13 protein-coding genes are annotated in these 14,371 nt (G+C 51.5%); all 13 read left to right on the forward strand.

Annotation, left to right across the window (positions count from 1 at the left end; all coding sequences use genetic code 11):
* Positions 1 to 31 precede the first annotated feature (31 nt).
* The 13 genes from rpmB to CLV60_RS12420 all read left to right on the forward strand — a co-directional run bounded on the left by rpmB (position 32) and on the right by CLV60_RS12420 (position 14,337).
* Entirely contained in the window at positions 32 to 271 is a 240-nt protein-coding gene (rpmB, locus tag CLV60_RS12360; protein WP_090384950.1) for a 50S ribosomal protein L28, read from the forward strand.
* A 90-nt stretch (positions 272 to 361) separates the two neighbouring features.
* The gene (folK, locus tag CLV60_RS12365; protein ID WP_106595689.1) at positions 362 to 853 is read left to right on the forward strand and encodes a 2-amino-4-hydroxy-6-hydroxymethyldihydropteridine diphosphokinase; all 492 of its coding nucleotides are present in this window, start codon (positions 362 to 364) and stop codon (positions 851 to 853) included.
* 279 nt (positions 854 to 1,132) lie between these two features.
* Entirely contained in the window at positions 1,133 to 3,496 is a 2,364-nt protein-coding gene (locus CLV60_RS12370; protein ID WP_106595858.1) for a TonB-dependent receptor, read from the forward strand.
* Positions 3,497 to 3,531: 35 nt separating this feature from the next.
* Positions 3,532 to 4,455 (forward strand): DUF4249 domain-containing protein, encoded by a 924-nt coding sequence (locus tag CLV60_RS12375; protein WP_106595690.1) that lies wholly within the window; start codon positions 3,532 to 3,534, stop codon positions 4,453 to 4,455.
* A 90-nt stretch (positions 4,456 to 4,545) separates the two neighbouring features.
* Positions 4,546 to 5,664 (forward strand): DmpA family aminopeptidase, encoded by a 1,119-nt coding sequence (locus tag CLV60_RS12380; protein WP_106595691.1) that lies wholly within the window; start codon positions 4,546 to 4,548, stop codon positions 5,662 to 5,664.
* A 236-nt stretch (positions 5,665 to 5,900) separates the two neighbouring features.
* The gene (locus tag CLV60_RS12385) at positions 5,901 to 6,551 is read left to right on the forward strand and encodes a response regulator transcription factor (protein WP_106595692.1); all 651 of its coding nucleotides are present in this window, start codon (positions 5,901 to 5,903) and stop codon (positions 6,549 to 6,551) included.
* A 104-nt stretch (positions 6,552 to 6,655) separates the two neighbouring features.
* Complete coding sequence (locus CLV60_RS12390) at positions 6,656 to 6,880, forward strand: response regulator transcription factor (protein WP_262510557.1); 225 nt, start codon at positions 6,656 to 6,658, stop codon at positions 6,878 to 6,880.
* A gap of 21 nt (positions 6,881 to 6,901) precedes the next feature.
* Positions 6,902 to 8,065 (forward strand): hypothetical protein, encoded by a 1,164-nt coding sequence (locus CLV60_RS12395; protein ID WP_106595693.1) that lies wholly within the window; start codon positions 6,902 to 6,904, stop codon positions 8,063 to 8,065.
* A gap of 245 nt (positions 8,066 to 8,310) precedes the next feature.
* The gene (locus CLV60_RS12400) at positions 8,311 to 9,252 is read left to right on the forward strand and encodes a hypothetical protein (protein ID WP_106595694.1); all 942 of its coding nucleotides are present in this window, start codon (positions 8,311 to 8,313) and stop codon (positions 9,250 to 9,252) included.
* A gap of 32 nt (positions 9,253 to 9,284) precedes the next feature.
* Positions 9,285 to 11,753, forward strand: coding sequence for an ATP-dependent Clp protease ATP-binding subunit (locus CLV60_RS12405; protein ID WP_106595695.1), 2,469 nt, complete (start codon positions 9,285 to 9,287; stop codon positions 11,751 to 11,753).
* A 42-nt stretch (positions 11,754 to 11,795) separates the two neighbouring features.
* Positions 11,796 to 12,263: a hypothetical protein gene (locus CLV60_RS12410; protein WP_106595696.1), complete on the forward strand. Its 468-nt coding sequence runs from the start codon at positions 11,796 to 11,798 to the stop codon at positions 12,261 to 12,263.
* A gap of 43 nt (positions 12,264 to 12,306) precedes the next feature.
* Positions 12,307 to 13,146 (forward strand): hypothetical protein, encoded by an 840-nt coding sequence (locus CLV60_RS12415; RefSeq protein ID WP_106595697.1) that lies wholly within the window; start codon positions 12,307 to 12,309, stop codon positions 13,144 to 13,146.
* 42 nt (positions 13,147 to 13,188) lie between these two features.
* Positions 13,189 to 14,337, forward strand: coding sequence for a hypothetical protein (locus tag CLV60_RS12420; protein WP_106595698.1), 1,149 nt, complete (start codon positions 13,189 to 13,191; stop codon positions 14,335 to 14,337).
* Positions 14,338 to 14,371: the final 34 nt, after the last annotated feature.

Raw genomic sequence — 14,371 nt, forward strand, 5'->3', positions numbered from 1 at the left:
TTTGCACCCTCATTTGGAAAAATTGTAAGTCATGGCTAAGGTTTGTCAAATAACAGGTAAAAGAACTCGCGTCGGAAATAACGTTTCCCACGCTAACAATAAAACAAAACGTAAATTCTTCCCGAATTTGCAAAAGAAACGTTTCTTCCTTCCTTCATCAGGAGAGTGGGTTACGTTGAAAGTAGCAGCTTCTGCTCTTCGTACCATCAACAAAAACGGTATCGAAGCAACTATACAAAAAGCATACGACAAAGGAACGCTTACGTTCTAAAAGGAATTTTACGAATTTATTTGGAAAAGGACTTTCCTCCATCGGGAAGTCCTTTTTTTCGTGGATTGATTATTCCAAACCAATTCCGTGATGGCAGCAACCGGCCAGGTCTTTCTGTTGTTAGGCTCCAACCTCGGCGATCGCCCGCAGGTGCTCGCAGCCGCGCGTGAGACCATTGCCGAACAGGCCGGAAACATCACCCGTCAATCCGCGATCTACGAAACCGCACCCTGGGGCATTACCGACCAACCGGCATTCCTCAACCAGGTACTCGAAATTACAACTTCCCTCCTGCCTGAGGATTTGCTCAGGATCATTCTCAACATCGAGCACGACCTCGGGCGTGTACGCTACGAGCGCTGGGGCGCACGTGTGATCGATATCGACATTTTGTATTTTGGCGAAGTCGTCATGGATTCCGCCCGACTCACATTACCGCACCCACGCATTCAGGACCGTCGTTTTGTATTGGCGCCACTAGCCGAGATCGCGCCCGACTTTGTTCATCCCCTTTTACAAAAAACCTCCTCCCAACTACTGGAACAATGCCCCGACACCTCTGCCGTGTCAAAAATACCTTGAAATAGTACCATAAGTATTTTCTCTGTTTCATTTCGGGCTTAAAGCCATTTATTCAGGTTTTTTACCAGTTCATCATTTTTTGCTGTCTTTTTAGGCTGATTAACACGTGCTTTGTCAGGCCTTCTAAAAAATGTCGAAATATTTTTTAGTCATTGAAAGGGGGTATATCCACACTGAGTTGTCACGGAGAAAAGGAAAAATTCAATTTGATCGTCTGTAAGAATGACTGCCTCGGCCGACAACAACATAAACCAATTTGATAGTAAACAAATCCAGTCCATGAAAAACAGAATACTCAAATGCCTTCTATTAGCCTTGATCAGCCTGCCGGCGCTCGCACAGAACCGGCACTCGGTGAGCGGTTATGTGAAAGACAACTCGAACGGAGAAGGGCTTATCGGTGTATCCGTTTACGTCCGTGAAGCCGAAACCGGTGTTGTTACGAACCCTTATGGGTTTTATTCACTAACCCTCCCCGACGGCAAGTACACGCTGGTATTTACCTATATCGGCTACCAGAAAGTGACCCGTGAAGTGGTGCTCGACGGCGACAAGACTGTGAGCATCGAAATGTCCGACGAGAGCAGCCAGCTCGCGGAGGTGACGATTTCGACTAAAAAAGAGGACGAGAACGTTCGCAGCATTGAAATGTCGGTAAACAAGGTGGAGATGAAAACCATCCGCAAAATGCCCGCATTGCTCGGCGAGGTGGATTTGATCCGCAGCATTCAGCTGCTTCCCGGCGTGACGACCGTCGGTGAAGGTGCCTCGGGCTTCAACGTACGCGGTGGAGATGTTTCTCAAAACCTGGTATTGCTCGATGAAGCGCCGGTTTACAACTCTTCGCACTTGTTCGGCTTCTTCTCGGTATTCAACCCGGATGCGGTGAAGGATGTGAAGCTCATCAAAGGCGGTATTCCCTCGCAATATGGTGGCCGTATTTCCTCCATTCTCGATGTGCGTATGAAAGAAGGTAATGCCAAAAAGCGCGAGATCAACGGTGGTATCGGTTCGATATTCTCCCGTTTGACCTACGAACAGCCATTTGCAAAAGGAAAAGGGTCGTTCATCGTGGCTGGTCGTCGTTCGTACATTGACATTCTGGCCAAACCGTTTCTCAACTCGGATTTGAAGGATTCGAAATTCTATTTCTATGATCTGACGGCGAAGGTCAATTATCAATTGGGTGATAAAGACACCTTCTACGCATCAGGCTACTTTGGGAAAGACGTATTTGGCGGTGGTGACTTCGGCTTCGGATGGGGCAACAAAACGGCAACGGCACGTTGGAACCACATTTTCTCCAACAAGCTTTTCATGAACCTGACCGGTTATTACAGCAACTACGACTATAACCTTGGCCAGAACCAGAACAAACCCGACGCGAAGGACAAGTTCGACTGGAAATCGAAGATTATCAGCACGAGTATCAAACCTGATTTCACATTCTACATCACCCCTAACAACCAGTTGACATTCGGCGGCCAGTACATTTATTATGATACACGCCCCGGTAAAGCGACGTTCGTTTCGGAAGGCGATATGCAGGACATCAGCCTCGAACCACGCTATGCCGACGAATCTGCCTTATATATAGGTAATGAATTGAAATTCGGCGACCGCATTTCATTGCAGTATGGCGCGCGGTACTCCTACTTCCGCAGCCTCGGGCCGGCCACAGAATATGAGTACGCCGACAAGGGCAAAGGCGTCCGGAAAGACCCTATCTTCCCGGGTACAGAATATAAAAGAGGGGATGTGATCAAAAGCTACGGCAACCTGGAACCAAGGGCGGCATTGAACATCGGTATTACCAGCAATGCGTCCATTAAGGCCAGCTATAACCGCACATCGCAATATTTGCACTTGCTTTCCAACACCGCAGCCAGTTCACCACTCGACGTCTGGACTTTGAGCGGCATTAATATCAAGCCCGAAAAGGCCGACCAGGTTGCATTAGGCTGGTTCCAGAATTTCAAGGATAATACCTACGAAGCTTCTGTGGAAGTGTATTACAAAAAACTGTATAATCAAATCGATTATGTACCGGCTTCCGACCTGCTCCTGAACGAATATTTCACCGGCGACCTCCTGTTTGGCAAAGGTCGCGCTTACGGGGCGGAGTTTTATGTTAAGAAAAATAAAGGCAGACTGACCGGTTGGGTAAGCTACACGCTTTCCAGAACAGAGCGTTTGGTGGAATCTATTAATAATGATGATTGGTTCCCCGCACGTTTCGACAAACCGCATAACATTACCGCCGTAGCCATCTACGAATTGAACAAGCGCTTGTCTTTGTCGTCGAACTTCACAATCCAGAGCGGTACGCCAGCCACTTTCCCAACAAACCGTTACAGTACCGGAGGTTTTGAAATTGGCAACAATTATGGTGGCCTGCGCAACAACAGTCGCATTCCGGCTTACCACCGCCTGGATTTGGCTGCGACATTGAAAGCGAAGAAGAAGCTTTTCAAAGTCGGCGAAGGCGAATGGGTATTCTCAGTGTATAATGTGTACAACCGCCGTAACCCGTTCTCGGTCTACACGAGGGTCAACGAGGATAACCCGCTCAAAACGGAGGCCGTCCGCTACTCGGTCATCGGAAATTTCATTCCTTCTGTCACCTACAACTTCAAATTCTGACACCAGCAAACTGAAATCACGCCAGAAAAACTGTAATGATGAAAACATTAAAATATATCAAATACCCTGCATTGTTCGCGCTTGCATTGATATCCCTCACAAGCTGCGAGGATGTGATCGACCTCGATACAGCGAACGGCCCTTCCCAGCTCGTGGTAGACGCCTGGCTTACCAACCAACCCGGTGAGCAGGCCATCAAATTGTCGTGGTCGCAAGCCTATTTCGACAACAATGCCCCCAAACCCGTGCTGGGCGCACAAGTAACGATTACCGACGACAAAGGCAAGGTTTACAAATTCGAGGACACCGACGGCGATGGCAAGTATACCTGGGGTAAAACCACCGCCGACACGCTCGGGCACGTAGGCCGCACCTACTCGCTCAAAGTCGTGAACGGCACCGACACCTTCACCGCCCAATCCGAATTGAAACGCGTACCAACCGTGGATTCGGTGGTATATCGTCACGAAAAATGGCCTTTCGAGCCCGATAAGGGGCCTCGTGAAGGTTTCGTAGCCTCATTCTACGCCCGTGACCTCGAAGGCGTAGGCGATACGTATTGGATCAAACCGGTAATCCGCGGCAAAGCGGTGGTAGACAAAGCTGCCAATATCTCGATTGCCTACGACGCTGCATTCGGTGCCGGCGCGCCATCCGACGGGCTGATATTCATCCTTCCATTGCGCGAATCGATCACCACCGACTCATTGTATTCGGCAGGAGCGCAGATAGGTGTCGAGCTGCATAGCATTACCTACGAGGCATTCGAGTTTCTCAAACAGGTGAATGAGCAAGGTACGAACGGCGGGTTGTTCGCCACCCCGATCGCCAATGTCCGGTCTAATATCATCAATGCCGATCCTAAGGGCCCCAAGGCGCTCGGATTTTTCAGCACATCGGCCGTAAGCCGCATGGAAACGGTGATAGACCCCGAAAAAGCACGTCCCGACAACGATTAAAAATTACACTTCAACAGCAGATGTATCCACTGGAGAACCCCGGTTCCCAGTGGATTTTTTATTATATTTCATCCTGAATCAAACTAACCTATGAAGCGCCTCCTCTCACTCCTGCTCATGCTCCCGCTCACGCTTGCCGCCCAGAAACGCCCCCGCGAGCTGGGTATCAAAATAGGCGTGCTGCCCACAGGCGCATTGAATGCGATCACCGATGTAACGGGCGTGAAGGTAGGCCAGGTGACGCTCACTGAAGGTGCAGACATCCGCACAGGCGTGACGGCCATTCTTCCGCACGACGGTAACATGTTCCAGCAAAAGGTCCAGGCCGCGATGTACATTGGTAATGGTTTCGGCAAAATGACAGGCTATTCGCAGGTCGACGAGCTAGGCACTATCGAATCGCCCATTGTTTTAACCAATACATTGAGCGTACCCACGGCCGCCGACGCGGTGATTGACTGGACATTGGGCCAGAAAGGCAACGAAAATGTAAGGTCGGTGAACCCGGTTATCGGAGAAACCAATGACGGCTTTCTGAACGACATCCGCGGCCGCCACGTACGGAAAGACCATGTCCTGAATGCACTGGCCCAGGCCGAAAGTGGCCCCGTCGCAGAAGGTAACGTCGGTGCGGGAACGGGAACGGTTTGCTTTGGCTGGAAAGGCGGCATTGGTACGGCGTCACGGAAACTGCCCGAGAAGCTGGGCAACTACACGGTGGGTGTGCTGGTTCAAACCAATTTTGGGGGTGTATTGAAAGTAAATGGGGTGCCGGTGGGCCAGGAACTAGGCAAATATGCGTTCAAAGAGTCGCTCGACAAATCGTCGGACGGCTCCTGTATGATGGTACTCGCCACGGACGCGCCACTGGACGCCCGCAACCTGAAACGACTCGCCAAACGCGTCATGCTCGGTATGGCCCAAACGGGCGGCATCGCCGCGAACGGCAGCGGCGACTATGTGATCGCCTTCTCGACAGCTAACAAAGTACTGCACGAAACGTCCGAAGCGGTTTTCAGCTCGGCATTCCTGCACAACGATTACGTTTCACCGCTCTTTATGGCCGCCATGGAGGCCACTGAGGAAGCCATTATCAACTCGCTTTTCATGGCGCGGACGTCGGAAGGGACTCAGGGGCACAAGGTGGAAGAGCTCCCGAAGGAAAAAGTACTGGAAATCATGCGTAAATACGGACGGATCAAGGAATAGCCTGAGAAATAATTCGACGTATATAGTAAACAGTCAGTGAATACCCCTAAGGGAATCCCTTATATTTTAGCCAATGCAAACAATTAGTTAGGATTTTCGCTGAAAAAGCTTAATTTTCAACCCTTTACGAAACCGGGTAATCTTACCTGGCTTTTCCTGTACTTTCCCGTATTGACCGGACCTGTCGCTTAGAATTAATTTTGATGTGTAAATTCTAGTACTCAACCCCGAAAAGTATGGAACATTCTATTACACACGCATGCCTCGTCCATGCACACCCCTTAGAGTGCGAGGCGGTTGCAGAATGGCTGAGGAGGAGGTCTTACATCGAGCTGGTTGGTAAGTGTAATAATCTTGAACAAATCACCCAGTTACCCTACCTGAAAGAAATTGATATCGTAGTTGTATTCGCTCATCACGCCGAAAAGACGGCAGACCAGATTTTAAAAATCAGAAAACTCTACCCCAAACTGAAATTCCTCCTGCTCGCCCCCAGCCCATCGGCCGAATCGGTCCGTGAGGTGGTACGGTCGGGCGTAAGCGGCTACATTGTTTTCGAAGCCGAACTCGATGAATGGGAACGCGCCATACGGGCCGTTTCGGAAGGAAAAGTGTATTACGGACAAGAAGTAATGCTCAAACTCGCCGAGACTTCCATGGATAAATACATCCAGGACCCGGCGCCTTCCACCCGTGATTTTTTAAGCAAAAGAGAAGTCGAAATCCTCCGGCTCGTGGCGAGCGAATACTCTACCAACAAGATTGCCAGCGAGCTATGCATCAGTGATAAAACCGTCGAAACCCACCGCCGTAACCTCTTTCAGAAGCTGGGTGTCAGAAACTCGGTAGGCCTTACCAAAATAGCCGTCCGCATGGGCGTAGTGTAGTTTTTCACCGATTTTCATCGTGGGAAACCCTTAAAAACAATAGTCAAAACCATTAGTAAAATCAGGGTAAAAATCCCGAAAATTCAGGGTATCTGCCGATTGAAATAGCGCTTGCGCCGCAACAACTTTGTCTAAGTGTTTTAATTATGGAACTGACAAAGCGCGAAAAGGAAATCCTGGATCTGATCATGGACGAAATGAGCTCCAAGGAGATCGCCGAAAGGCTGCAAGTGAGCATTTCCACGGTGGAGGCTTACCGGCGAAGTCTGTTCAGAAAATTCGGTGTACGTTCGGTGATAGGGCTGGTGAAAGCAGCCATGAAAATGTAGTACTCGTAATTACAAATTGGTATGGCAGATATCCGTCGCATGGCCGTCAACTGGGTCGACGGGATGAAAATCTCGCGGCAGCATTTTATCGAAACAGATCATTACCACACCGATCAGGTTCGACGCGCCGGGGCCGCATTGCTCACCCCGCTGAACTTTGGCCTGCTGCTTCCGAAAGACGGCAGCGACCCGCTGGAAATACAGGTATTGGGCGATGCAGGGAATCAGATCAGGGTAAAAGTGAACCGCTGCCAGGCGATAACACCCGACGGCAGCCTCCTCGACATCGAAGAAACAGACGAACTGAAACTCGATACGTCGCTGGCCGGAATCCTGGAACAATACCGGCTTCCGATGACGCAGAATGTGGAAATATATATCGTGCTCAGCGTGGGCATGTTCGAAAGGCAGCCTGCCGGAACACCTTCGGAGTCCGAAATTCCCGTGCGGCACCCTTACACACTCGCGCTGTCCCGCGTGAGCCTGGTACCTTCGGAGCTCATCAATATCGAGCAATGGGGAGGCCCGGGACTGATCATCGGCAAGCTGGCATACAGCAATTCCGAACTGCGTGTTTTGCATGATTTCGTTCCAGCCAGCCGGGCAGTACGCAGCCATAAAAACCTGCGCGAATGGCACACCCGGTGGACAGGTTACCTGAACGATATTGAGATGTATTCGTTCCGGATCTTGCAGAAGATCAAAACGAAAAGTCAGAAAAGTACGCTCTCGGATAGTGTCCAAATGATGGTAGAAGGGCTGGTAAGTACTATGACCTTGGTGAATATCAGCTTCCAGAGGCTAGTACCGTTCGAGCCGCCGATACAAATGATGACGTCGATGATCCAGACAGCGCAGGCCATCCGTGTAGCGATGGAATGTCTTACCGACAGGGAAAAGGAAGAACTCCTGGGCTACCTCGGCGAATGGGCCGACGACTCGCCGGGAAGCATTGAAAAGCAACTTTTAGCCGTGATACAAGCGCCATTCAACCAAAATGACATACTACCGGGTATGCGCATTATCGACAGTTTTTACAGCATGTGGACGGCCCTGTTCCTGAAACTGAGCCAACTCGAATTTATCGGCAAACGCAAAGGCCAGCAAGTATTCATCATCGAAAGCCCCGTACACGAGCCACCTGTGCAGCCGGAGAAGACAAAGTCGCGGTGGAGCCCTCTTTAGCCCAAATCCCATTGCCCCGCGATTTGACCGGTTGCCCGTCGGTTGAAACCGACGGAAATGGATAGCAAAACAAAAAACCATTGCCACGGATTTGGCCGACTGCCCGTTGGTTGAAACCGACAGAAATGGATGGCAAAACAAAAAAATCCTCTTGCCCCGGGTTTTAACCCGGGGGTCAATAGATAAAGAATAGATAAAGAAATAGATAAGAAATTAGATCAACTGGCAGCAACATTGATGTCGAAATGGAGCCTCTCAACAAAATTCAGCGAAAAACAGCGATCGGCAGGTTCGTAGGCATGTATGTACTATCCCTCACGTTCCCGCTTGCGGCCGTGTACCTGCTCATGCGGGTGCCCGACTCGGTAACCGCTTCGGAAACCCGCCGCTACCGTGAGATCGTCGAAGAGCAGGACCCGATGCTGGTCGATACCGACACGCTCAGCCAGATATCGCGCAGGCTCATCCAGCTCGACGGCGTTTACAGCAGCGCCACCGACGAAATGGCCAAAGCCACGGCTAGGACGCAGTTGGTAGACATTGAAAGCCGCGTCAACAGCATTATGAGCCATTTCAACAACCTGGCAGTAGCCGCTGCGCACGAGCAGAACAAACGTCTCTCGACCGGCATTGCAAAGCTGACGGAAGCGCTGGTTACCTACCGCCAGACGATCGGCGAGCTGAGACGCACGCTGGACAGTAAGGGCATTGATATGCAAATGGTGAATGACCTCCGCAACCAGATCAACATGAAAGACCTGGAAATCAAAGGTATGGAACGCCAGCTGCTGACTGCCGCAGCAGGCGGCGGCGGGGGTGGAGGAGGTGGCGGAGGCGGCCCTGATAAGGAACTGCAAGCCAAGCTGGCTGCGCTTCAACGCGACCTCGACAATTGCAGGAGTTCCAAATCAGGTGGTGGGGATATAGCAGCCATTCAACGGCAGCTCGACGAATGTCTCGCCGCCAAAAATGGCACTGCCGTCACGTACCGGGAATGGCTGCGATATTCGGAAGCCGAAGGTTACTATCAATTGCTCACACAGGGAAACCTGCGAAAAAACGACCGGAAAGTATATTACGACCAGGCGAAACAGATATTCGACGGGTTACAGGTTTCGACTGCCAATAAAGACATGAAAGCCAAAGCGACAGAGCGGCTATTGGCATTACAAAAAAATCAGCCCTGAGAAACAGCGTTCCAAATCTATCCTATTGATCCATGCAAACCGAAGCTCTCAGATACGCGATCACGATCGCACAGTCGCTGGCGCGCGAATACCGGCAGGAGCGGTTTGGTCCCGCGCATTTGCTCATGGGCCTGCTGCATAATGATGTGGGCCTGGCTTCCGAACTCGTAATGGCCGGCAAAGACCTTGCATACCTGCGTGACTGGGCCGAAGTCCGGCTGGAAGAAAGCGCCAAATCAGTGCGGGTTCCCGAGCTGCCACAGCCCGACAACCAGGCCGCCGCCGCGATGGAACTCGCCGAACTCATTGCATTACAGCTCAATATCGACACCGATCCGCTTTGTACATTAGCCGCTTTGCTCAAACCCGGAGTGGGATTTTCCTCCGATCAGTTGAAATCCCTTTCTATTACTCAGAAAGAAGTATTAGCACTCCATAATGCCCCCCCAGTTTCTGCCAATGGGGAAAATCAAAGTCCAAAACCATCGGCATCTACGGCAAAAGGGAGCGGTTATCTCGAAAAATACACTTCCGATAAAACACAGCGGGCAGCCGAAGGCAAAACCGACGACATTATCGGCCGCGACCGGGAAATCCGCCAGATGGCTGAAATACTAGGGCGCAGAAGCAAACCCAATGTGATACTGACCGGCGAACCGGGTGTAGGCAAATCGGCGCTTGTGGAAGGCTTTTCCAAACTCATTGCCGAGAAAAAAGTCCCCCAACTGCTGCAAAACGCCCGTTTGCTGGAACTCGACACCGGTACACTGGTAGCCGGGGCATCCTATAAAGGCGAAATCGAAGAGCGGTTGAAAGGTATTTTAAATGAATTGAAGGGATTTGATAAAGCCATTCTGTTCATCGACGAAATCCATATGCTGCTCGACCCGAAAGGTTCGATCGGCGCAGGGGTTGCCCAGTTGCTCAAACCCGAACTGGCACGCGGCGAGCTTACATTAATCGGAGCAACTACGCCGGAGGAATACCGGAAATACATCGAAAAAGACGAAGCGTTCTCCCGCCGGTTCGAAATACTGCATGTGGAGGAGCCGGACGAAGCCACGGCCATCCGCATGATCGAGCATATGCTGCCGGTTTACGAAGTGCATCATCGCCTGAAAGTTTCCGAAGGCACCGCCGCCGAGGCTGTGAAACTGGCCAAAAGGTATGTCAAAGACCGCCGCCTGCCAGATGTAGCGCTCGACTTGATCGACCGCACCATGGCCGCAATGCGGTTAATGGACGAAGTGTCTGAAAATGAATTAACTACCTTACAAACCGATCTCGACACACTAATGGCCGTGGATGAAGCGGAGAGGCTGCACGAACTCAAATGGTTTGCCCGGCAGCTTCCCAACAGGCTAAGTCCATTGCTCACCGGCCAGCTCGATGCTAATGACGACGCCGATCTCGAAACGCCGGAAGGCATTCATAACCAACTAAGTACTAAACTTTCAGCATTGCGCGACCTGGCTACACGCCGCTCCGATTCGATCGGCAAAAACGATGTAGCCGCCATTATTTCCCACAAAACCGGCATTCCACTAGGCAAACTCCAAAGCTCCGAGCGAGACAAGCTACTGGGAATTGACGAAGTATTGAAGAAAAGAGTGGTAGGTCAGGATCAGGCCGTGAAGGCATTGAGCGAAGCCATTCTGGAATCGCGCTCGGGCCTGATCAAGGCCGGGCAGCCCATCGGTTCGTTCTTCCTGCTGGGACCAACCGGAACAGGAAAAACCGAAATCGCGAAGGCGCTCGCCGATTTCCTGTTCAACGATGAGTCGTTCCTGATCCGGTTCGATATGTCGGAATTCAAGGAAGAGCATTCGGCAGCATTGCTTTACGGCGCGCCTCCGGGGTACGTGGGTTACGAGGAAGGCGGGTTATTGGTGAATAAAATTCGTCAGAAACCCTATTCAGTGGTGTTGTTTGATGAAATTGAAAAGGCGCACCCCTCTGTTTTCGACCTTTTCCTCCAAATTCTAGACGAGGGCAAACTGCACGACAGGCTGGGTAAACAAGGAGATTTTTCCAATGCCGTGATCCTCTTTACCTCCAACATCGGGCAGGAGCATATTATCCAGGAGTTTGCCAAAGGCGGCATTCCGCAGTCGTCGGACCTGATGGAGATCATGGCCAAGTATTTCCGTCCCGAGTTTCTGGCCCGGCTAACCGAAATCGTCCCGTTTGCGCCGATTTCGGAGGATAATGTGGTCAAAATATTCGATATCCATTTGCGCAGCCTTACCGACTTGCTCGACAAACAGGGCATCAGCCTCAATCTGAGCCCCGATGCACGGAAAAACATCGCGATGCAAGGTTTTACACCGAGATATGGCGTGAGGCCACTGAAAGGGGTCATCCGAAACCTGCTGAGGCGGCCCGTAAGCCGGATGATCATTTCCGGGCAGGCCGGTAAAGGTTCGGTGATCGACCTCACTACCGACGATAATGGAGAAGTCATCTGGAATGTCCACCAGGCCGAAAGCATATTAGAATAGCACCCATTTTGATAAACTATCCACACCTTCCTGAATCGAACAATGAGTGTACTTGGAAATGCCGTCGCGCAATTCGCGCAAACTAACCTGGCCGGCCAGGTAGGGAACGGAGAATGCTGGACTCTGGCCGAACGCGCACTGCAAAGTGCCGGCGCCAGAACTTCCACCGAAATTATGGGCAACGTAGGCCCGAACGACAACTATGTGTGGGGTACCGCTATCACATCGGCCAACCTCGAAGCGGGCGATATTATCCAGTTCCGCAACTACACGTTCCGGTTTGATAGCTCGGATGGCGCCTGGCGGACGGAATCCCGTCCGCACCATACGGCGATCGTCATGTCGGTCGACACTTCCGGCGTCGTAGAAGTATACGAATGCAATGTCAACAACAGCAAAAACGTCCAGCAAAACCGCCTGTACCTCCGTACCGGCGCTATGAGCGGCGGAAGCGTGACCGTCTCCGGGCAAATGTGGTTCTACCGCCCGCAGGCAAGGCCAACCACCTGATCCTTCGCACTGAAAAGTTATTTATCCGAAAACCTGAAACATTATGCACATTCATCTATTCAGAAATGCGAGGCGGTGGGATTCGTGCCTTATTCCGATTGACGATACGACGTTCGGGATGATCCTGCAATTCAAAGTGCGTCTGGTGCGTATAGAGCCTACCACCCGCTTTTTTATGGGCGAAACTTATGCTACCGGCAACGGCAGGCTACACGATACTTACGGGCATTTCCATCTCGACCGTTGGGACGATCACGAATGGGAAGACTACAAGAATCGTTTTGTGACGGTAGTACAAAGGCATTGGAGCGATAAGTTCATACTCGATCCGAATAAGGATTGGCATGTCCCCCGCACCACATCTCCGCGCAATTCCGCCACCATTCAATGCGGATTATCGATCCAGCTCGTAGACAGTTCCTCGCAGGCCCACCAGACTTACCGGATTATCCATCCTCGCGAAAGTACTTTCAGATCCTACGTGGAAGAATTCAACCGTACGGGCGTATTCACCCACAACGATCTGGAACCGCATTGGAACGACCGTCGCACCCGCATAGGCTCAGAAACGCATAATATTTCGTTCCTGCAAACGACCATCAACCACGAATTCGGCCATACGCTTGGGCTAAACCACGTCAAAGGCGTGGGTAACAGCGACGCCAATTATGGTGTGACATTGTCTGAACGCGAAAACCAGATGGGTATGGGCGGATTGCTCACACCGCGTCACGCGCAGCCATGGATCACGCGCCTGCGCAACCACCTGATCCCGCAAACGCATTACGATACCACCGTTTCCTTCCGCGGAAGGGTCGCAAGCCCGCAACTGATCGAATACTGGGACAACGACTGGCGCCCGGCAGCACCGGCAGCTTCCTGAAAATATGAATGAACAAATCCGCTGAACACAGCGATTAAAGCCATGCAAAAGTTAACCAGCTTACTGATTATTACAGGAATTGCCTTCCTCACAGAAGCATGCAATATGTTCGCGCCGGTAGACCCGCTTGCGCCCGCGGCCTCTGAGGTGAGCGTGGAGCAGGTGTGGACGTCGGGGGCAACTGTGAGGGGAAAAATCGATAACCTCGATCCTAAAAACGACCGACAGGAAAAGAAAAGCGGGAAAATCCTCGAATATGGCTTTGTTTGGGGTACCCAGAACCAGCCTACCCTCGAGGCCGGAACGGTGATCAAGGTAGGAGAAGACAATCCTCCCACCCCATTCGAATTTGTCAGGGAAATCAATCGGCTCTCCGTGCTCACCACCTATTATGTGCGCACCTATGCCCGAAACCAGGGCGGCGGCGTTGGGTACGGGCCTGTGGCGACATTCAAAACCGACGATTATGTTTTTGCAGAGCTTTCATTGGGTAAGATAACCACCACTTCCAAGGTTTCGGCCGATGTGGTCGTCAATATATTGTCTCTGGGAAATGCCGAAATCTCTTCCTTCGGGGTCTGCTATTCGTCCACGAACAATGAGCCTACCACCAAGGACAACCGGGCGACAGCCAACGGCAAGGCGGCCAAAGGCAGCTTCACCGTGAATGTGGGCGGGTTAGCCGCAGGAACCACCTATTATGCCCGGGCATTTGCGATCACGTTGGGCGGCATCATTTACAGTGACGCGACAACCGGCTTCTCATTAGGCGAACCTGCTGTTTTTACACCCAAGAAATCATTCACCATGTACTACTCCAATCCTTATGACCTGGATCAGGGAGCGCTGGTGTCGCAGGTCGGCTCCGAAGATCTGAACTGGTACCCCTATAACGACAAGCCGGGGATTTACCCGAGGAACGGAGCGAAGTTTGCGGTACTGGGTGCTGTGAATTTCGATCAGGTAAAATACAGCGACCTCACCAGGGCGAATCTTAGCACCGGCTTCATCAACGGCAGTTATACCGATGTAATGGCAAACCAGTTGCAGAACGGCACCGTAATCGCATTTATGACCAACCAGGGCAGGTACGGCAAGCTGCGCGTCGATGCACACGGCGAGGACCGCCGGCCCGGCTCCGCAAGCGGCGGCGATATGGAAGTGACTATTCTAACCTACGACAAACCGTAAGCGTATACACGTAACCGTAAGGTAAATTATTCAG

It is taken from the genome of Dyadobacter jiangsuensis (genome assembly GCF_003014695.1).
In the GTDB taxonomy this organism is placed as follows: Bacteria; Bacteroidota; Bacteroidia; order Cytophagales; family Spirosomataceae; genus Dyadobacter; species Dyadobacter jiangsuensis.

Excerpts from the sequence above, each read along its gene's own strand:
- CLV60_RS12380 (WP_106595691.1), top strand. The coding sequence starts at position 4,546 with ATGAAGCGCCTCCTCTCACTCCTGCTCATGCTCCCGCTCACGCTTGCC.
- CLV60_RS12420 (WP_106595698.1), top strand. The coding sequence starts at position 13,189 with ATGCAAAAGTTAACCAGCTTACTGATTATTACAGGAATTGCCTTCCTC.
- CLV60_RS12405 (WP_106595695.1), top strand. The coding sequence starts at position 9,285 with ATGCAAACCGAAGCTCTCAGATACGCGATCACGATCGCACAGTCGCTG.
- rpmB (WP_090384950.1), top strand. The coding sequence starts at position 32 with ATGGCTAAGGTTTGTCAAATAACAGGTAAAAGAACTCGCGTCGGAAAT.
- CLV60_RS12410 (WP_106595696.1), top strand. The coding sequence starts at position 11,796 with ATGAGTGTACTTGGAAATGCCGTCGCGCAATTCGCGCAAACTAACCTG.
- CLV60_RS12395 (WP_106595693.1), top strand. The coding sequence starts at position 6,902 with ATGGCAGATATCCGTCGCATGGCCGTCAACTGGGTCGACGGGATGAAA.
- CLV60_RS12375 (WP_106595690.1), top strand. The coding sequence starts at position 3,532 with ATGATGAAAACATTAAAATATATCAAATACCCTGCATTGTTCGCGCTT.
- CLV60_RS12400 (WP_106595694.1), top strand. The coding sequence starts at position 8,311 with ATGGAGCCTCTCAACAAAATTCAGCGAAAAACAGCGATCGGCAGGTTC.
- folK (WP_106595689.1), top strand. The coding sequence starts at position 362 with ATGGCAGCAACCGGCCAGGTCTTTCTGTTGTTAGGCTCCAACCTCGGC.
- CLV60_RS12415 (WP_106595697.1), top strand. The coding sequence starts at position 12,307 with ATGCACATTCATCTATTCAGAAATGCGAGGCGGTGGGATTCGTGCCTT.
- CLV60_RS12370 (WP_106595858.1), top strand. The coding sequence starts at position 1,133 with ATGAAAAACAGAATACTCAAATGCCTTCTATTAGCCTTGATCAGCCTG.
- CLV60_RS12385 (WP_106595692.1), top strand. The coding sequence starts at position 5,901 with ATGGAACATTCTATTACACACGCATGCCTCGTCCATGCACACCCCTTA.